Source organism: Streptacidiphilus jiangxiensis, assembly GCF_900109465.1.
In the GTDB taxonomy this organism is placed as follows: domain Bacteria; phylum Actinomycetota; class Actinomycetes; order Streptomycetales; family Streptomycetaceae; genus Streptacidiphilus; species Streptacidiphilus jiangxiensis.
Genome location: NZ_FOAZ01000052.1, coordinates 1 through 18485, shown reverse-complemented (window position 1 = coordinate 18485; position 18485 = coordinate 1). Strand labels below are relative to the sequence as shown.

Below are 18485 nucleotides of genomic sequence, written 5' to 3'. Positions count from 1 at the left end.
GTCACCGAGACTGTCGTAGGTGTTATCGGTTTCGCGGGTCTGTCCGCCACCGGTAATGACCGTTGACAGAAGGTGGTTGTCGTTGTCGTAGGTGTAGCTGGTGGTGCGGTTCAGGCCTGCGGGGTCGAGGGTGCCGCTGGTAACGCGGCCGTCGGTGTCGTAGGTGTTGGTGACCGTGGTCTTTCCGCCGCCCGTGGTGCTCTGGGTGAGGTTGCCGGCGGCGTCGTAGGTGTTGGTCTGCTCGACGATGTTGCGAGTGGTGCCGGTCAAGGCTTTGGTCTGCGGGTTGAAGTCGTGGAAAGAGTCGAGGTCGACTTCGGAGACAAGGTTGTCGTCGTAGTAGTAGGTGTGGGTGGTGCGGCCCATGCCGTCGGTGTCGGTGGCAAGGCGGCCGGCGGGGTCGTAGGCGCGAGAGTCAACGATCTGCAAGTGCGCGGAGACTGGGCTGTTCGGGTTGCCGGTGAAGTTGGTGATGGCGGTCTGCTGTAGCTGGCCCATCGGTGAGTAGCTGTAGCTGTAGCTGGTACCAGATGGGTCGGTTGAACTCGTGCGGTTACCGTAGGCGTCGTAGCCGTACTTGGTGGTACTGCCGGCCGGGTCCGTGGTGGAGGTGACCAGGTCGTTGGTGGAGTTGGTGTAGGCCCAGGTAGTAGTGCGGGCCTTGTCGTTGCCGGCGACGTCGCTGACGGTCTCGGAGGTGCGGTCGCCGTCGGGGTCGTAAGCGTCAGTGGTGACCCGCTGGTGGGTGATGGTGCCATTGACCGGGTCGGAGATAGCGGGGTCAGTCTGGGTGAGCGGGTTGCCCTCGCCATCCCAGGTGAAGGTCGTGGTCGTAGCTTGCGCGCCGGTGGAGCAGTCGGTACAGCTGACGGTCTTGGTCTTGATGCGGCCCAGGTCGTCGTAGCTGTAGCTGGTGACCAGGCCCGCAGGGTTGGTGATGGAGATCAGGTCACCCTTGCTGTTGTAGGCGTAGCTGGTCGTGGTGTTGGCGTCGAAGGTGCTGGAGGTCTTGATCAGGCCAGGCGGCTCTGTCCCGCCGCCGACGGCTGCCTCGGTGCCGGCGGTATAGGTGTTGTTGCTGCTAAAGAGGTCGGGGCGCCTGATTGAGGTTAGGTTGCCAGCGCTGTCGTAGCCGTAGTCCGTCTGATACGTCGTGTCGGTGCTGCTACTCGAGCGTGCGTCGGCGTAGATGAGCTGCTGGTCGTTGGCGGGGTCGAGTGCGTTGGTGGTGTCGAGGTAGTAGGTGGCGTAGCTGGTTTGGCAGTTGCCGGCGGTGCGGCAGGTGGTGGTGGAGACGGTGTTGCCGCGGGCGTCGTGGCCGTAGGTGGTGGCGTGACCGTCGGGGTCGGTGACGGTGTGAAGGTTGCCGGCGGTGTCGTAGGTGTAGCTGGTGGTGTTGCCGTAGGCGTCGGACTTGGCGATCTCTTCGCCGGTGGCGTCGTACTTGTACGTGAGGGTGTTGCTGCCCGGGTCGGTGACGGTGGCGGTGATGACCGCGCTGGGGCTGGCGGCGTTGCCCATGGCCTGGTAGTGGCTGGTGACGGTGGTGGCGTCGAGGGCGGCGGGGTAGTAGGAGACTTCGGCGATGGTGCCGTGGAAGTGGTTGGTGCCGGTGGAGTCAGTGGTGGGGGCGCCGGGCCAGCCGGTGACGGTACCGGCGCCGATGTAGACGCCTGCGTCGCCGTTGAACTGGACGGGTCCGGCGTTGATGGTGGCCTGGGAGACACCGTCGAGGTAGAGGTGCTGGGTGCTTCCGGTGGCGGTCAGGACGGCCTGGTGCCAGTTGTTGTCGGTGACGGTGCTCGTGCTGGTGGCGGTGTTGGCGGTGGCGCCGGTCCAGAACTGGCCGCGGAGTTTGCCGTCAGAGCCGATGTACAGGGCGGGGTTCCAGTCGTCGCTGCTGGTGGTGGCAGTGCCGAGTGGATTGGTCTGGTAGCTGTACAGGACGCCGGAGGTGCTGGTCTTGAACCACAGCTCGATGCTCGCGGGCCCGGTGATGGGGGCCGCGGTGTCGGGGAGCTGCAGGGAGGAGGTGCTGCCGTCGAAGCCGGCGGCGGAGGCATCAGGAGTGCCGGACGGGCCGGGGGATCCGAGGGTGGTGCTGGTGTAGGTGCCGGAGTACGGATCGGGCAGGGAGGTGCCGAGTTCGTCCTGGGCGTAGGGGGAAGAGGCGGGGTCGTCGAGGCGCCAGTAGTCGGCGGCGCCGTCCGCGACGATGCGGGTGCGGTAGGCCTCGTCGGCGGTGGCGCCGGTGCCGTTGTCGGCGGTGGTGGCGGCCTGATAGTCGCCGAGGATGGTGGTGGCGGACAGCCCGTAGTTGTAGGTGCTGAAGTCGGCGAGGGAGCCGTTGAAGTGCCCGTCGGCGTCGGTCGGGGCGGAGGGCCAGCCGCTGTCGTGGCCAGCGCCGAGGTAGGCGTAGCTGTTGCCGTTGTACTGGACGGTTCCGGTCAGGGGTGCGCCGGTGGGTTGACCGTCGAGGTAGAGCTGCTGGGTGTTGCCGTTGGCGACGAGCGCGGCCAGGTGCCATCCGTTGCCAGTGACGGTCTGGGTGGAGGACATGGCGCCGGTGCTGGAACCATTCCAGAACTCGCCATGGAGCTTGTCGTCGGTGCCGACGTAGAGGGCGGGGTTGTAGGCGCCGCCGCTCGTGCCGATTTGGGGGACCTGGTAGCTGTAGATGACACCGGGGCTGTTGGTGTTGAACCAGACCTCGACGCTGGCCGGTGACCACTTGGGGGCGATGGTGCGGGGCAGCTGGACGTAAGAGCTGGTGCCGTCGAATGTGGTGGTCTGGGTACTGCCAGAGGCCCAAAGGCCGGTGCTGGTGCCGCGGGTGGTGCCGCTGTAGGTACCGCGGTTCTGCTCTGCGGCGGCAGCGGATACCAGTTCGGTGGCGATGTTGCCGCTGTCGTCGTCGAAGGGCCAGTAGCCGGTCGGGTGCAGGCCCAGGACGGCACTGTCGTACATGGTGTGCGGGTTGCTGCTGCAGCCGATGGTGGCGTGGCAGGTGATCAGGCCGGTGACGGACGCGGCGGCGGTGGCCAGGTTGGAAACCTGGGTGCTGTTCAGGCCGAAGGGGTAGACGGCCACGTTGGAGATCTGGCCGTTGAAGTGGCCGTCGGGGTCGTTAGTCGCGGAGGGCCAGCCGTCGGAGGCGCCGGCGCCGACGAAGACGTGTCCGGTGCCGTTGGCGGAGATAGTGCCGGACAGGGTCCCGACGGATGTGCCGTCAAGGTAGAGCGTCTGGCTGTTTGTGCTGGTGGCGGTCAGGACGACGGAGTGCCATTTGGCGTCGGTAACGGTGCCGGTGGTGGCGAGGGGATCGACTTTTCCGTTCCACAGCTCGGCGTGAAGTTTGCCGTCGGTGCCGACGTATAGGGCTGGGTTCCACTGGTCGGTGCCGCCGCTGGCGTGCGCGGCGCCGATGGGGAAGGACTGGTAGGAGAACAGGACGCCGGGCTGGCTGGTGTCGAAGTACAGGCTGATGGTGTCGGGGCCGACCTGGGGGACGTTGGTGGCGGGCAGTTCGGCCCAGGAGTCGGTACCGTCGAAGGTCGCGGACGTCTCCCCCGCCAGGGCGCCGGTGGCGCCGAGAGTGACGTTGGAGTATGTCCCGTTGTTGGGTGTGGGCCGCGCGGAGTACTGCTGGTTGGCTGCCTGGGTGCCGTTCCAGTCGGACAGGGTCCAGTAGCCAGACGGGGTGGAGCCCTTGACTGCGGTGCGGTAGGCCTGAACCGAGCCGGAGGCGGTCGGGACGTGGAGGGTCCAGTTACCGCCGTTGGAGTCGGTGATCTTCGAAGCACGGTCGTTGACGGCATCGTAGGTGACGGCGAGCTTCGACTTGCCGGACGGCAACTGGATGCCGGTCAGCTCGCTGGCCGGGTGTGCGGCGGACTCGTACTGGGAGACGATCGCGGTGGCGCCCAGCGCGTGTTCGTAGGTGGCGACCTCGCCGATCTGGCCGTTGAAGTAGGTCGCGTAGCCGGTGTTTCCGGTGGTGTGGGGCTGGTCCGGCCACAGACCGCCAAGGAAGCCGGCTCCGACGTAGGTCTTGGACTCCACAATCGGCTGGACCTGTGCGGTCAGGGAGGCGGCCTGGGAACCGTCGAGCCACAACTGCTGCTGGTTGCCGGCCGCGGCCAGGACAACGAAGTGCCAGTTACCGTCTGCCACGCTGGCGCTGGTGCTCATCGGGGCGATGGACGCACCGGTGCCGAAGAACTGCCCGTACAGCTTGCCGCTGGCGCCGATGTAGAGGGCTGGGGTGTACGCGTTGCTGGTCGTGGCCTTGGCCAGGCTGTCGGCCTGGTAGGAGAACAGCACACCGCCCTTGGTCGTGGTCTTGAACCACATGCCTACCGAAAGGTAGGAGGTTTTGACGGTGTCGTCGGGCAGAGAGATCTGCGAGCTTGTGCCGTTGAAGCCGGCGACCGTGGTGGGCGCTCCGGTGAGCAGGGCCGGGGTGCCGGGCGACTCGCCCAGGTCCACGCCGGTGGGGGTGCCGTTGTCGGCCCCTTCGTTGGCTAGAACCTCATCGGCGACGGAAGTGCTTTGCAGCTTGTCTCCCAGGCGCCAGTACGACTTGGGGCCAGCGTCCATCACCGCGGTGCGGTAGTGGTTGCCCGGCGTCCCGCCGGTGGTGGAGTCCGTATAGGTGTAGTTGGTGCACGACGGGCTGGTGTTCGTGCCGGTCGGCGGGGCGCAGACCTGGGTCAGCTCGTTGGGGTTGGCGGAGTTGCCATAGGTGTAGGTCCAGGTGAGCGCGGGCTGGCCGCTGTCGGTCGCGTCGGTTGCGATCTGGGTGACGTGCGAGCCGGTGCTGTCCCAGGTGAAGTGCAGGGCACGGCCGCTCGCGGTGTCGGTGACCGTGGCCAGGCTGTTGTTGGTCCAGGTCAGGTTCTGGGTGTTGCCGTTCTTGTCCTTGATTGAGGACAGCAGCCATTCCTGGTTCTGCTGGATCGGTCCCCAGGTGTGGCGGATCGGCGCACCTTGGACGAACGTGTAGGTGGTGCCGGTGCTGTCGCGCAACACCCAGCTGCCGTCTGTCTGCGGGTACAGGTCCTGGGCCTCGCCCTGCGGGGAGGTGTACAGGTCCATCCCGGTCGTGGTCTTGCCGCCGCCTGCGTAGCCGCCGGTGGAGTGGTACAGGTACTGGACGCCGGCGCTCATGTCGGTGGCGACGAAGTCGGTGTTGGTGTCGCCGCTGATGCCGTTGACGGCAGCCAGGCCTTGGTAGGTGGCCCAGCCAGGGCCCTCGATGGAAGTCGTGTTCCATACGCCGGTGCCGAGCGTGCCGGTGCCCTTGGCCGGGTAGAGCTTGAGGTTGTTGTTCGGGTCGATGGTCATCAGTCCCGGGGCGCCGTTGAAGGTGCCGCCGGTGAGCTCGCGCATGCCGTTCCAGCCGCCGGTGCCGACCTCCACACGCGAGCCGATGGTGCCGTCAGAGTTGAACGGGTACGCCCACAGAATGCCGGTGGACTTCTCCACCGCCAGCAGGTCCTTCTTCCCGTCACCCGACAGGGGCGGGGTCACGGTCAGGTCAGTCATACCGTTCCAGCCACCTGTACCGATCTCCGCGGGGGCGTAGGAGGAGAACGGGCCGTTGGACTGCCAGGGCATAATGATGTGGGCGCACACAGCTCCAGAGCATGGCTGCTGACTGACCCCGGTCGCCTTGCCTGTGAACTCCCACAGGCTGCCGTCGCTGGGGTCGACACCGATCAGGTCACCGTGACCGTTTCCGTCGACCTGACCGCCAGTCAGATTGGTCAGCGTGCTCCAGTTCCCGGACGGCAGCTTCGGGTTGAGCTCACCCCCAGACGTCCAGTTGTGGGCGATTCCAATGCGCGTGGCGGCGGAGTAGTCCGGCCCCGGGTAGAGGTACAGGTCACCGGTGGAGTCATCGACGGCGACGATGTCGTCGGCTCCGTCGCCCGTCACATCGCCGACGGAGGCGGCGCCGGCGAGAGCGAAGGTGTTGCGGCCGAAGCGCTCTTGGCGGCCCTGGGCATTGGTGAGGACCACGCCGCCGTCGCCGGCTGTGCTGTAGTCGGGATTGACCCGCATGTCGTACAGGCTCGACCAGCCCGCGCCGAACATTCCTGAGTAGCGGGGGTCGAGGGAGTTGTAGGTGCGGGTCACCTGCAGCGCGGGTCCGACGACCTTGACGTTGGCGTCGGTCGCAAAGGTGGTGTAGTTACCGACCTGCGGGTCGAACGGCCGACCGTCGCTGGACCCCTGGGCCAGGTTCGAGGTCATGCTGGGCTGCTGAATCTGCACCGTGAAGGCGGCAGGGCTGGAGTAGGCGCTTTGGTCCTTGCCATCGTTGACGGCGACGGTCCATTCGTAGGTGCCGTTCCAGGCAAGGTAGCCGCGGGGGATCACCCAGTTGCGGCCGGACTGCCAGTTGGAGTCGACAAGTTCCGTCCCTGAGAAGGAGCGCAGCTGGAAGTCGTAGGTCAGGCCAGTGCCTGGGTAGTTGTCCGGGTCGTGGCCAGTTGCGAACAATTCAGGGGTGAGCGAGGTGACCGTGGTGTTGTTCAGCGGTTCGGTCGCGTCGATCTGAGGCGGAATGTTCGCCGCCGCCATCCAGGTGCAGTTCTGGAACGGAACCCCGTAGTTGCTGTACAGGGAGTCGGTGCCGTTGATGTACAGGTCCCAGCACATCTGGTAGCTCGTGCCTGGCTGCATCGCCGGGATCGTGCCGGTCATGGTGACCGAGCCGTTCGGCGCGACAGTGCTCGGGATCGCGGTCATCGGCGCGGAGATGGAGATCTCGTTCCACTTCGCGTCGTAGAAGCGCGCCTTCAGCTTCATGTTCGTCGAGGTCCACGAGCTCGTACCGCGGTTGGTGATCGTGACGCTCTGCGATCCCGTGCTCGTGGCGGTCGGCGGGGTGTAGCTGGTGGGCGTGGAGTAGTCAGCTCCGTAGGAGCTGTAGGTCACCGACAGGTACGGCGGGTACGAGGTGGAGGCGCTGTCGAAGATCTTCCACGCGTTGGAGTCGCTAAGGTCGGCGGTCAGTGCGACGCCGTAGTTGGAGCCGCCGTGTACCCAGTTCTCGACCATCTTGGTGCCGTCAGCGGAGGCGTTGTCTCCCAGGTCGAACGGGATCCAGGCGGTGCCGCTGGTGCAGCCGTTCTGGTTGCTCTCCGCGAACGTGTCGTTGCCGATCTTGGATCCGAGCGGGACCTGGGAAGCGAGGGTGACCTGGGTCGGGTCCCAGGAGCCGACGATCTGCCGCACGTCGACCTCGGTGGGCGTGGCGCACTGCGATCCGTCGATCGCGTCTGCGTAGAGGGTGACCTTCTCGATGTACTGGTTCTGCAGCGAGGAGGTACCGATCGAGGGGAATTCGATGTAGCTGGTGGCCTGGTGGCCGCCTGAATCGTAGGTACCGACCTTCAGGCTCGGGTCAGTGTTGTAGTGGGTGTTGTACGGGGACTCCACGAAGGTGGACGTGGTGGTCTGCCCCTTCGTGTCACCGGTGCTGGTGGGGTCGACCTTGACCGGGAACACACGGCTGGGGTCGTGCAGCCACACACTGTCCAGGGACACCTTCAAGGCCTGCTGGCCGCCGAGGGTGGTGAGCTGGTAGGTCACGCCGTTGGAAACCTGGCCGTCGCCGTGGTGGGTGGAGTCGCGCATGAATCCGCGGGGAATCACCAGGTCGGCTTTGCCCGACGCGTCGGTGAACACGACGTTGCCGTTCTGGTCCATGGCGGCGGTCAGACCGGTGGTGTTCAGTGGGAAGGTGAAGCTGGTGGGCGCGTTCGCGTCGTGGAGGACCAGCGTCTCCTTGATGGAGGTCGCCAGGGCGTCGTAGACGACATCAGTCGACGGCAGCGCCCCCGGGTAGGTGATGGTGTTGCCCTTGGCCTGCGCGGTGACCGCGCCTGCGCCCTGGAGGGAGTAGGACAGCTGGTGGGAGGGGTCGAGCGCCCATGAGACCAGAGCGGGGTCAGTGGCGGTCTCAGCGAAGCTCGTACCCAGATCACCGGACTTGGCTATCCACCGGCCGGATGAGTCCTGGACCAGACGGGTGTCAATGTTCCCCCAGGTGCCGTCGCTCTTGCGGAAGTGCACGGGGCGCGAGTACACGCGCATGGTGCGCGTACCGTCCGGGTTCTGGAACACCGACGTGGTCGCGGTCCGCAGCGAGGTGATCTCGGTGCCGCTCGCGGCCGGCCCCGGGATCCCGGTGGCCGATGTGGCGTCAGGAGCAGCCTTGACCGCCGGATGCTTGCCCGCAGCAGTGAGCTGACGGTCGCGCAGATCGGCGGGCGGCTGAGTGTGACTGCCGGTCTGGGCCGCCGGGCCCGCACCGGACAGGTGCGGTGCGCCGAGGCCCTTGAGCCCGGGAGAGCCAGGGAGTTCGCCCTTGCCGGGCTGGTGCCCCTTGCCGGTGCCCGCGCCGCCGGTGGAGGTGTCCGCCGCGCTCACCTGGTGCTTGAGGTTGCCCAGCGCCTCACTCAACTGCTGCGGCGTCACCGGGCTCCCGGCAGTGCCCGCGTGGGCGGCTGCGAACGCCTCCGCCGGCTGGGTGCTCAGCGTGACCAGGACCGCGACCGTAGCCGTCCACGTCGCAAGCCTGCCGGGCCGCCTCACCTTCCCGCCTAGCGGCGTGCCCACGCTCGCGCGCGGTGCCGACGCTCGCTGCAGTGCGCGGCGAAGGCCGGTGGAGATCTGGGACGACAGGGAGCGGCTCACGCCGGAACCTCCGAGCTGGTGCGGGCATGCGGGAGCCCGCATGGATCATGCCGCCGCCGTTCCTACAGGAATTGTCGACAGGTCACCAAGGCGATGATCAACCGGTTTGTCAACAAACGGACGGAATCATTCCATGGCCTCTCATGCAACTCTCACCGTGCACAAACCTGCACGTGGCCCCTCCTGTCCAGATTGGTTCCGATTTGAATTGCACGCCGCCAACCCGCCTCGCACGCCTGCTGAGCAGGCGCGTACGATCGCTTGCCCAGACCTCCCCCAGTACCTGCAGGAGCCAGCCGTGGCCACCACCAACACGCGCCCCACCCGGGCACGCTGCGCGCGCCTATCCCTGGCCGCGCTGTGCGTCGTGGCCACGACGCTCACCTGGAACCCAGCGGTTGCACGCGCCGACGGCACAAGCTCGACCCCGCTGGCCACCGCGACCTCGCAAGGCGACATCGCCGGGGAATGGCCGCTCGACGCCACGCACTTCAACGCGCAGAAAATCTGGGAGCTCAGCCGCGGAGCAGGAGTCACCGTCGCCGTCGTCGACAGCGGCGTCGATGCCGCCCACCCCGACCTGACTGGCCAGGTAGTGCCCGGCACGAGCCTGCTCGGCGACGACAGCGACGGACGCAGCGACAGCTCGAGCGAGTCGCACGGCACAGCCATCGCCGCTCTGATCGCCGGCACCGGAGCCTCCGACCACGGGCACGGCATCATTGGACTGGCGCCGGCAGCCAAGATCCTCCCCGTACGGGTGTCAACCGGCAGCCAGGTCACTGCCTCCGTACTCTCGCAAGGGATCATCTGGGCCGCCGACCACGGGGCGAGCATCATCAACGTCTCCCTCGGCACCCCGAACCCGGACCCGCTCCTGAAGAAGGCCGTCGCCTACGCGGAAGGCAAGGACGCGGTCGTCGTCGCATCCGCGGGCAACAACGGACAAACCAGCAACGAAGTCGAATACCCCGCTGGATTCCCGGGCGTCGTGGCCGTCTCCGGCACCGACCAGACCGGAGCCTTCTGGCCCACCAGCGAGTCCGGCCCTGACATCACCGTCGGCGCGCCTGCCGCCCAGATCGCCTCCGCAAGCAACGACGGCCAGTACGTCCAGGCCGAAGGCACCAGCTACGCCGCCGGCTACGTCTCCGCTGCCTTGGCATTGATTCGATCCCATCACCCACACCTGACCGCCGGTCAGGCCATCGAAACATTGATCAACAGCACCCGCGATCACCGCGCTGTCCCAGACAATCAACTCGGATACGGGGAGATCGACCCGCTAGCCGCACTGAGCGCCCCGGTTCCGGGGGCGACAGGCAATCCGTTGCTCGCAGCACGCCCGACGGGATCCAGCAGTTCCGCCGTCTGGCGATGGGTAGGTGCTGGCGCTGTTCTCCTCTGCACTCTTGCCGGCGGGGGGCTCGCCCTCTTCCGTCGTCGACAGAAGTCAGCCGCAGCAGGTCCTGCCGCTTACCGGCGTAACGACGCTCCTCAAGGCGCGGTCGCTTCGAAGCAACGCCCAACCTCCACGAAGGCGAAAAGGTCTGCCGTCACTCAGCAGTCGAAGCCACAGACACGGCAGCCCTATCGCAAGGCCGCCACGGAAGCCCGCGGTCGCAACAAGTAACTACCAGATCCGGAAACGCGCATGACTCGCTTGCTCGCCTTCCTCGGCCAAGGCCGACGTCGAAACACGATCCTGCTCGCGGCAGTGGCCGCCATCGCCGCCGCCTGCCTCGCCGCAGTCCTCACATTCAGCGGTGACGGCGCGCCGCCCAAGGTGCTGGCCGCCGACCTCTCCGGACGGCCAACCGCGTGCCTGGCCGCCGACACGGCCACCACCTCCAGGGACACGACCACCACCCGGACCTGGACTGCCATGCAGCACGGGGCCCAGGGCCTGAAGGTAAACATCCAGCAGCTCGTCCTGCCTGCCACCGCCACGCAGGCCAAGCCGTACCTGGCAGGGCTCCTGGCCCAGCACTGCAACCTGGTCGTCACCGTCGGCCAGCCCTTCGGCGCGGCCATCGCGGCCGACGCGCACCTGTCCCCCACCACTCACTTCATGACCGTCGATGCCAGCCACCTGCCAGGCTCTGCGTTGGTCACCCAACTTGACAGCGCTTCAGCCCCCACGGCGGTGCAGGCAGCTGTCGCGGCCCTCGCGGGTCTCAAGCGGTGACCCTCCAAGCCCTGCTTTCGGGGCTCCTCGGCGCGTTCGCCGCTGAGCATCATTGATCGGAGAGCCTCACCATGCGCTGGTTTGACCGAAGGCCTCGATGCCCCAGCGGCCTGCATGTCGAGCACACGGCGAACCTGATCGTGCGCAGCCCCGTCGACGACATGGACTACCTCGGCTCCTGTACCGGCGCCTACGACCCCGAGGCACAGCACTGGCTCGGCTGGGGCACCGAAGGCCCCGAGCAGTGGCAGGTCGACTGGTTCGATGACATTTCCCACGCCAACCGCGAGCACATGCACACCCACCTCGATGGCAGCGGCAACCACACCTACCAGGACAAGCTGGGCTACGCGCATTTCACTGTGCTCACCCGCGACGAAGGGCGCTACGCCGGGGCCATTCAGCTCATCCCGGCCGGCAAGGACGTACTCGCGGTCGAGGCATGGCTCAACCTCCCCTACCGCCGCCTGGGCCTCGGTAAAGAGCTGTTCAGGGCTGCCGCCCGCCTGGGCCACCATCACCTCGGCGCCCCCCGTGTCACCGCCAACGTCGAGGTCGACCACACCGCAGCCCTGCGAGCACTCGAACAGGCCGGCTACTCTCGTCAGCCGCCGCCATACACGCACGCGATTCTCGGAGACGGCAGGAACGTCACCGGTCCCACCTACCTCCATCACCACCCAGGAGCCCGCACCTGCCGCTGCGGAAGTGCGACCAAGGCAGCCGCGCCTGGCGGTGGCTGAATCCGGGGGATCTGGCACCCGGTCGCCGGTGAAGAGGGTCTGCAATCCTCTCCGCGCGTTCCCCCGCCCTACGGCTGAGCGCAATGCGCGCTTGCGCAGCAGCAACCGCGCTGAGCGCCGGCCGCGCACTCCAACGCGACGCTGACGGCGATGCGCAACCCCGCGCATGTCCGTGAGGTCGGTCCATGACAGCCCTTCGGCTGATCCTCGTGGTGGCCCCGCGCGGCAAGGTGACGGCTTCGGCGTGGCCGTAGGAATGGCCGGGAGCGTGACGGCAGGTACTCCACGGCGTTGGACAGCCCATGAGGAAGCATCTGTTCACCGCGCTGACCGTCGCGGCGCTGGCGGCCGGCGCGACATCGACCGCCGCCACCGGCCAGTACCAGACGATCAGCTTGGACGCCGCCTCCGGAGACTCCTCCGTCGCCGGCCATGCGCAGCTGGACGTGACCCGCGCGCACGGAGGCTTCCGCATCCGGGGCGCCGTCACCAGCTTCTCCGGCTGCGTCGAGTTGAAGGCCGTCGAGATGCACCTGGGGATGTACTGGGGCGGGGACCAGATCGTCCGGGTCTGCGGCACCGGCCACCGGGCCGCGGTCGACGCCTTCACCCACCACTCCGACGTCGTGCTGACTGCGGACATCGGACCCGGCTACGACTCACCGATCACGACACTCACCGGGACCGGCGGATGACACAGCCCGGACTGCGCGCCGCAACCACCGCCCTGCTCGCCGCGGCCGTACTCGGCACGACCGGCTGCGCCACGCACCGGCACTGGATGACGGCCGCTCCGGCTCCGGCCCCCGCGAGCCCGACCGCCAGCGGCACGACGACCCTCCCGACTTCCGCGCCGCCCACGCCTCCAACCACCGGGGCCGCCGCCGTCACCGTTACGGACTCCGCCAGCCCACCAACGGCGAGCCCCACGTCCGCTCCGGCATCCCAGACCCAACCGCCAGCCAAAGGCTCGGATTCGGTCCCCGCGCCGCACCGGCACCACCAGCACCACTCCAGGCGGCCTAGTTCGACCGACACCCCGCACCATCCGGGAGGCGCCCGCCCGGCGGGCAGGCACGCCGGGTCGCCGTGCGACGCCCTCGCCCACGAAGGCGGCCTGCCCGGCAACCTCTACGCGCAGTGCCACCAGCTCTACGGCTGACGCTGTGGCGCGCGTGAGCGGTGGTGGCCGGTGCGCAGTGCGCACCGGCCACCGTTGTTCTCCGCCGCGCTGCGTGTGCGCAGCTCGGTGCTGCGCAATGCGCAGCGTCGGGTGCGCGCGCTATCGCCGAGCGACGATGCGCGCAATCAGGACGAGCGCGTAGGTGGACGCGCACTTCGTGATGACGCCGAGGGCGACGGTGCGCACGGAGTCGGCCCAGCGCGTTCCGGGCCGGACCGCGGGGCGCGGCCGCGGACGCCTGGGCGAATTCTTCGCGTTGGACTTCTTGTTCTTGGACATGGCAAGCCTCCACGGATCGTGACGACGGATCGCGTCGGCCCGAGGGCGCTCACGCCACCCCGCGATGCCGACCCGGCGTAGGCAAGCGGTCGAGACGGGCTCCACCAACACTCCGATTTCGGCCGGGCGGACCTCGCCTCGGGCAGGGCGGAGCGTGTGCTTCTGGCCTCCGGTCGGGAGCGGATCCGGGTCTTGGTGGACACCGATGCGACTGGTAGTGGGCACGGAACGACAAGCCGCGATCGCGGCGTCGGGGTGCTGGTTACCTGCCGGATCCCGGGTAACCAGAAGGGTCACCAGTGCAGGTCAGGGCACTGCTGGACCGTCAGTCGCGGTACCGGCGGCAGGCACTGGTTGCCTTCTCCCGGAGCCAGGCTGGCTACTGGTTACCTCGCTGTCGTTGCGGTTTCGTTATGCCCGGCGGGTGGATCTGGTGACCGGAGCGGTGACCTCGCGGGGGTTTGGTCAGGGCAGACAACCCGACCAGCCGCCGGAGGCCCACCGCGATGTCCCGCTCCCCCGCTCTTCCCTTGGACGAACTCGCCGAGGACGTCGTCGACGACGTCGAGCCCGGCCGAGCCTGGCGCCAGGGACGGCTACGCCGCGTCACCGTGTGGGCCGCGCTCGCCGCTGGCCCGTTGGCCCTGTTCGCCTCCTGCGCGTCCGCTCGCGTCCCGGCCCGCACCCTGGCGCACACTGTTGCCGCCGCGGCCGCGCCGACCGTCGCGCAGGACCCGTCGGGCTTTGCGCAGCTGTTCGTCTCGCTGTGGCTGCGCACTGACGGCAGCGCGGATGACGCGCACCTGGCTGCGTTGCGCGCGCTGGCTCCGAACGTCGATCTGCGCACGGCGCAGGCCTCGCTGAGCAACGCGGTGTCGGTCGCGCAGTGCGCGGCGGTGCACAGCGCACAGATCGGCGCGGGCTACTGGTCGGTCGTGGTGGGGTGCGAGACGGACACCGCGAGCCAGGCGGTGGTGCGGTACTACGCGGTCCCGGTCCAGATGGACCAGAGCGGTGTCGGGGTCGGGTCGCTGGCGGTCGTCGCCCAGCCGGCCGCGGTCGCCGCGCCGACGCCGGCAGGGGTGCCGCCCACGCTGTACCCGGACAGCGCCGCCGCAGGGACGCCGCTCGCCTCCGCAGTGGGCGCGTTCGCCACGGCCTATCTGACCGGGCAGGGCGACGTGGGCGCGCTGCTCTCCCCCGGCGCCCGCATCCCGGCTCCCGCCGCCGCCCTGTACGGGCAGGTGCAGGTGGGTCAGATCAGCGTCAGCGGGCCGGGGATGGACGCGACTGTGCCCGCGGACGGCACCAGCTGCGAGATCTGGGTGCAGGTCACCGCGACCGACCAGAGCGGCAGCACCTGGCCGCTGGGCTATGCGCTGCGGATGCGGGCCCGGGCGGGGCGCTGGGAAGTCGCCGCCCTCGAATCCGGCCCCGCCCTGTCCGCGCAGCCGGCTCCGGCCACGACCGGGGCTCCGTCCGTGGCGGCCTCAGCGACAACGCCGTAACCGCGTCCCACGCGCGCCGGTCTTCTCCCTCCTCCCCGCTTTCTCTCCCCTTCTCCTCCCCTATATACGGAGCCTCTTCGTGATCGAGCACCTGTACATGGCTGGCGCCCTGCAGAACCTGGGCAACAACGTGATCGGCATGTTCGCCGGCTGGGCCAAGCCGGCCCTGGAGGCGATCGTCGGTCTGGTCGTCGTCGTCAAGATCGTCCAGCGGTTTAGCATCAAGGCCGGGATCGGCGTCGCATTGGCCGCCGTGGTCTGCCTGGGCATCTACAACGACCGCGACCAGCTCGGCACCATCGTCACCAACGAGCTCCAGTCCGACACCCACGGCCTGGCCCAGCTCCACCACCCGATCCGGACCCTCCCCACCTCGGCCGCTGAGGTACGCCGGTGAGCACCGCGGCCGTGGAGGTGCCGGTCGCGCGGTCCTACACCCGGGCGCGCCGGCATCCGTGGGTGCTGGGCAAGCTCGGCGAGATCCGGCTGTGGCTGGGCCCGTATTCGAGGCCGCAGTTGGTGGTCGCCGGCGTCGGGCTGCTGGTGCTGGGCAAGACGATCCCCCTGTGGTGGCCGGTCTTCGGTCCGCTGCCGATCGTCGGGCTCGGGTTCGCGGTGTGGGCGGCGCGCTGCGCGCGGATCGGCGGCCGCGTCCCGGAGGCCGCGGTGTGGGGGTGGATCCTGCTGGCCGCCCAGCCCAGGAGTGGGCGCATCGCGGGACGGCCCGCCAAGGACCGGGCCTCCACCGCGCTGCACGGCGGCTTCTTCCTCACCGAGACCGTCACCGGCCACAGCGACGCGGTCCCGGCCGGCCCGGTCGCCGAGAGGCGGTCCGCGGCTGCCCCCGGCCCCCGTGCAGTCCGCCGGCCTTCCTTCCGCCGGGCCGCGCCTGCCCGTCCCGCACAGCGTCGCCCCCAGGCGCTGCGCCCAGATCGCACGACCGGGCCGACAGCGGCACCGGTGACCGGCGGCCGCACCGCGCCCGCCGATGCCGCCCCGGAGTCCCGCCCCCGTTCCGCGCTGGATCTGCTGCTGGAGCAGTCCGGTGCCCGCACCCTCTCGAAGAAGGCGTAGCTGCTGATGCGTGTTCCGATCCGTCACATCGTCGACAACCTCGTGTGGTCGACCACCGGCACCGTGTGGGCCGTCTTCCGGGTGACCCCGGTCTCCAACCGGTACGCCCCGGCCCGGGCGCGGGCGGAGCTGACCTCGCGGCTGACGTCGATGGTGCGTCAACTCGAAGGCGCACCGCGCTGGTACGGGCTGGCCGCGCAGATCGACGCGGGCGAGATCGGCACACACATGATCGAAGGGATCGACCTGGAGCGGCATCCCGCCTGGGAGGAGATCGCCGACGCGTGCTTCGACCTGATGGCGGACCAGGAGATGTTCCGGCGCACGCACTGGCTCGCGGTGCCGCTGAAGGCGCCCACGCGGCAGGCCGCCTGGGCCGGTCAGCTAGCGGCGACGTGGACGGAGGTCGCCGACCTGCTCGGCATGGCCCCCGCGCAGGTGAGCGAGCGGGAAGTCGCCGCCTACCGCCAGCAGGCCCGCCACCTGGCCGCGACCCTCGCCTCGGGGCCGGCGCTGCGCCCCGCGCGTCCCGCGGAGATCGTGTGGATGTGCCGGCACGCGATCTGCCGCGGCCTGGATGAGCCGCTGCTGCTGGAGGCCGAGAAGGCGCCGACCGGTGGGGGACGGATCGTGGGCGGCACGTTGCGCTCCCCCTCGTACCTGGACCTGGGGCAGGTCCGGCTCACCGAAGGCGGGCGCCCCCCGGCAGCCGGCGGAGACGCCTCGAACTCGGGGTGGAAGGGGCGCGGGGCGCGAGGGCTGCCCCGCGCGGACGGGACATCGCCCATCGCGCGGCGCTGGCTTCAGGCGGAGAGCGAGGCCGGAACCTCCTACCAGGCGCACTTCGTGGTCGCCAAGGAGGGCGTAACTCTCAACGGGGTCGGCCTGCTACGTCGCGTCAGTTTCCAGGCCGACAACCCCAGGGACGGGCTGACCCTCGCCCGGTACATAGACGTCCACCTCGCCGAGACCCGACGCAGCTAAGATCCGCTCATGACGTCGCGATGGGCAGATGCCGCGTAGACCGCCGCGCAAGGTTCGGGCTGTAGTACCCGACCCTCCGGGCGATGGTGCCATCACCAGCTCGTTGTTCGTCGGTCGCTGCTCCGGCGTGCCGGTTTGTACGGGTATGCACGCGTACCTCTTTGTCGATGGACTCGACGTGATCGCGCGAAGCCACAGCGGGGCGGTTGGCCTGCATCCCCGAGAGCTCCTCCGCCCCGGCGGACCGCTCTATCCGACCGATGCAGCTCGAGACGTCAACGTGGCTTCTATGGTGCCCTCAGACCCCAGCGCGGGCGGGCTCGTCGTCCGTGTGCGCCTCCGGGGCCAGATCGTCGTCTGGACCGATCTGATGTACCCGGACCTCCAGGGCAAGCTCGTGGACGAAGTCCGGTTCGATCTCAGGCAGTACCTCGGCGAAATCGAGAGAGCCTTCCGGGAGTGGGCCGTCGCTGACGGCTAGAGCCTGTCCGGCGGATCTTGTGACCGTCCGACGATGGGATCGTTGTTCTCGTCGTGGGGCGGGGAGATTTGACGAACGACGAGTGGATGCGGCTTGAGCCGCATCTGCCGAAGTCCGGCGCCCGGGGCGGACGCTGGTGCGACCACCGGTTGATGATCAACGGGATCTTGTTCAGGGTCCGCACCGGAGTGCCGTGGCGTGACCTGCCCGAGCGTTTCGGGAGCTGGAAGACCGTCTACGAGCGGCATCGGCGCTGGTCCGCGGACGGCACCTGGGACAGGATCCTGCAAGCGGTCTTGGCGGATGCCGATGCCCACGGCCGGGTGGACTGGAGCATGGTCAGCGTCGACTCGACCTCGTGCCGGGCCCACCAGCACGCGGCCGGAGCCCCGCGGAGAACACCGCGAGTCCCGAAAAAAGATCAACGCCTCGGCAGCACCGCCCCGACGAAGGACTCGGACGCTCCCGGGGCGGCCTGACCTGCAAAATCCACCTCGCCGGCGAGGGCGGACGCCGACCGCTGGCACTGCTGATCACTCCCGGCCAGTGGGGCGACAGTCCACAGCTGATCCCGGTACTCGAACGGATCCGGGTCAAGCGGCCAGGCGGCGGGCACCCCCGCACCCGCCCCGAACACCTCGGCGGCGACAAGGCCTACAGCTCCCGCCGGAACCGCCGCTACCTGCGCAGACGCCAGATCAAGCACACCATCCCCGAACCGAAGGACCAACGGGCCAACCGCCGACGCCGAGGCAGTCGAGGTGGCAGACCAGCCGGATTCGACAAGGAGATGTACAAGCGCCGCAACGAGGTCGAGCGCACGATCAACCAGCTCAAGCGCTCCAGGGCCGTCGCGACCCGATACGACAAGCGCGCCTACGTCTTCACCGGCACCGTCACCCTCGCCTCGATCCGCCTGTGGCTCAAGCCCTGACCAGCTGGTTCCGTCAGCTGGCTTCCAGTTCTTCGGCCCGCCGTTCGAGTTCCACCGCGATGTCATCCCAGTCTGGACCGTGCAGCCAGAGGTGCTGCGCGGCCTCCCGCAGAAGCACCGGCTGGTCCGGCCGTTGCAGCAGCACGAGCCGATAGGCGAGGTTGCGAATCCGCACCGGGAGCTGGCCGTCGACCAGGTTCGGGCAGAGCTCCCGCAGCATCGAGAGGATCGCGTCCGCATCAGCGAAGGTCAGCTCTTCGATGAAGTAGTGCTCGTCGTGCTCTCGACCGCACGCCGGTGTCGGGCGGTACTCATCTCCGTAAAGACACCGGGCGTGCTCGGTCAGCGTGCTGTGCATGAGCTGCACCCTACGACGTCATGATCCGCCGGACAGGCCCTAGC

13 protein-coding genes are annotated in these 18485 nt (G+C 68.6%); 10 read left to right on the top strand and 3 right to left on the bottom strand.

Going from position 1 to position 18485, the window contains the following annotated elements; translation table 11 throughout:
* A partial coding sequence (locus BMY61_RS42365; protein ID WP_244904234.1) for a LamG-like jellyroll fold domain-containing protein occupies window positions 1–8607 on the bottom strand: 8607 nt, incomplete at its 3' end.
* A 400-nt stretch (window positions 8608–9007) separates the two neighbouring features.
* On the opposite strand from BMY61_RS42365, the gene BMY61_RS42360 reads away from it, so the two are divergent.
* From BMY61_RS42360 to BMY61_RS42345, 4 genes are all read left to right on the top strand, one after another.
* Window positions 9008–10342 (top strand): S8 family serine peptidase, encoded by a 1335-nt coding sequence (locus BMY61_RS42360; protein ID WP_052439559.1) that lies wholly within the window; start codon window positions 9008–9010, stop codon window positions 10340–10342.
* Window positions 10343–10363: 21 nt separating this feature from the next.
* A complete protein-coding gene (locus tag BMY61_RS42355; protein WP_042460813.1) occupies window positions 10364–10897 on the top strand; it encodes a hypothetical protein in 534 nt (177 codons plus the stop codon).
* A 71-nt stretch (window positions 10898–10968) separates the two neighbouring features.
* Entirely contained in the window at window positions 10969–11640 is a 672-nt protein-coding gene (locus BMY61_RS42350) for a GNAT family N-acetyltransferase (RefSeq protein WP_082015697.1), read from the top strand.
* Window positions 11641–11942: 302 nt separating this feature from the next.
* Window positions 11943–12335 (top strand): hypothetical protein, encoded by a 393-nt coding sequence (locus BMY61_RS42345; RefSeq protein WP_042460810.1) that lies wholly within the window; start codon window positions 11943–11945, stop codon window positions 12333–12335.
* Window positions 12336–12922: 587 nt separating this feature from the next.
* Here BMY61_RS42345 and BMY61_RS45720 read toward each other — a convergent pair.
* Window positions 12923–13102 carry a hypothetical protein gene (locus BMY61_RS45720; RefSeq protein WP_143094813.1) on the bottom strand — a complete coding sequence of 60 codons (180 nt, stop codon included), beginning with the start codon at window positions 13100–13102 and terminating at the stop codon, window positions 12923–12925.
* Window positions 13103–13608: 506 nt separating this feature from the next.
* On the opposite strand from BMY61_RS45720, the gene BMY61_RS42335 reads away from it, so the two are divergent.
* The 6 genes from BMY61_RS42335 (at window position 13609) to BMY61_RS44610 (ending at window position 18083) form a co-directional block, all read left to right on the top strand.
* Window positions 13609–14610: a conjugal transfer protein gene (locus tag BMY61_RS42335; RefSeq protein WP_143094812.1), complete on the top strand. Its 1002-nt coding sequence runs from the start codon at window positions 13609–13611 to the stop codon at window positions 14608–14610.
* Between the two features lie 79 nt (window positions 14611–14689).
* Window positions 14690–15007, top strand: coding sequence for a hypothetical protein (locus tag BMY61_RS42330; protein ID WP_052439556.1), 318 nt, complete (start codon window positions 14690–14692; stop codon window positions 15005–15007).
* Window positions 15004–15684 (top strand): hypothetical protein, encoded by a 681-nt coding sequence (locus BMY61_RS42325; protein WP_052439555.1) that lies wholly within the window; start codon window positions 15004–15006, stop codon window positions 15682–15684. The genes BMY61_RS42330 and BMY61_RS42325 overlap by 4 nt, the downstream gene beginning before the upstream one ends.
* Before the next feature lie 6 nt (window positions 15685–15690).
* Window positions 15691–16668 (top strand): hypothetical protein, encoded by a 978-nt coding sequence (locus BMY61_RS42320; protein WP_042460804.1) that lies wholly within the window; start codon window positions 15691–15693, stop codon window positions 16666–16668.
* A 145-nt stretch (window positions 16669–16813) separates the two neighbouring features.
* Entirely contained in the window at window positions 16814–17149 is a 336-nt protein-coding gene (locus BMY61_RS42315) for a hypothetical protein (protein ID WP_042460818.1), read from the top strand.
* Window positions 17150–17202: 53 nt separating this feature from the next.
* Window positions 17203–18083, top strand: a protein-coding gene (locus tag BMY61_RS44610) for an IS5 family transposase (protein ID WP_143094382.1) whose coding sequence is annotated in 2 segments (ribosomal slippage) — window positions 17203–17563 and window positions 17563–18083 — 882 coding nt in all. Because the reading frame shifts where the segments join, the coding sequence is not laid out codon by codon here.
* 13 nt (window positions 18084–18096) lie between these two features.
* Here the strand turns inward: BMY61_RS44610 and BMY61_RS42300 are convergent.
* Window positions 18097–18441, bottom strand: a complete 345-nt coding sequence (locus BMY61_RS42300; RefSeq protein WP_075003936.1) for a hypothetical protein — start codon at window positions 18439–18441, stop codon at window positions 18097–18099.
* Window positions 18442–18485: the final 44 nt, after the last annotated feature.

Bases quoted from the DNA above. Each gene is read 5' to 3' on its own strand.
- BMY61_RS42350 (WP_082015697.1), top strand. From the start codon at position 10,969: ATGCGCTGGTTTGACCGAAGGCCTCGATGCCCCAGCGGCCTGCATGTC.
- BMY61_RS42345 (WP_042460810.1), top strand. From the start codon at position 11,943: ATGAGGAAGCATCTGTTCACCGCGCTGACCGTCGCGGCGCTGGCGGCC.
- BMY61_RS42320 (WP_042460804.1), top strand. From the start codon at position 15,691: ATGCGTGTTCCGATCCGTCACATCGTCGACAACCTCGTGTGGTCGACC.
- BMY61_RS42315 (WP_042460818.1), top strand. From the start codon at position 16,814: ATGCACGCGTACCTCTTTGTCGATGGACTCGACGTGATCGCGCGAAGC.
- BMY61_RS42355 (WP_042460813.1), top strand. From the start codon at position 10,364: ATGACTCGCTTGCTCGCCTTCCTCGGCCAAGGCCGACGTCGAAACACG.
- BMY61_RS45720 (WP_143094813.1), bottom strand. From the start codon at position 13,102: ATGTCCAAGAACAAGAAGTCCAACGCGAAGAATTCGCCCAGGCGTCCG.
- BMY61_RS42335 (WP_143094812.1), top strand. From the start codon at position 13,609: ATGTCCCGCTCCCCCGCTCTTCCCTTGGACGAACTCGCCGAGGACGTC.
- BMY61_RS42300 (WP_075003936.1), bottom strand. From the start codon at position 18,441: ATGCACAGCACGCTGACCGAGCACGCCCGGTGTCTTTACGGAGATGAG.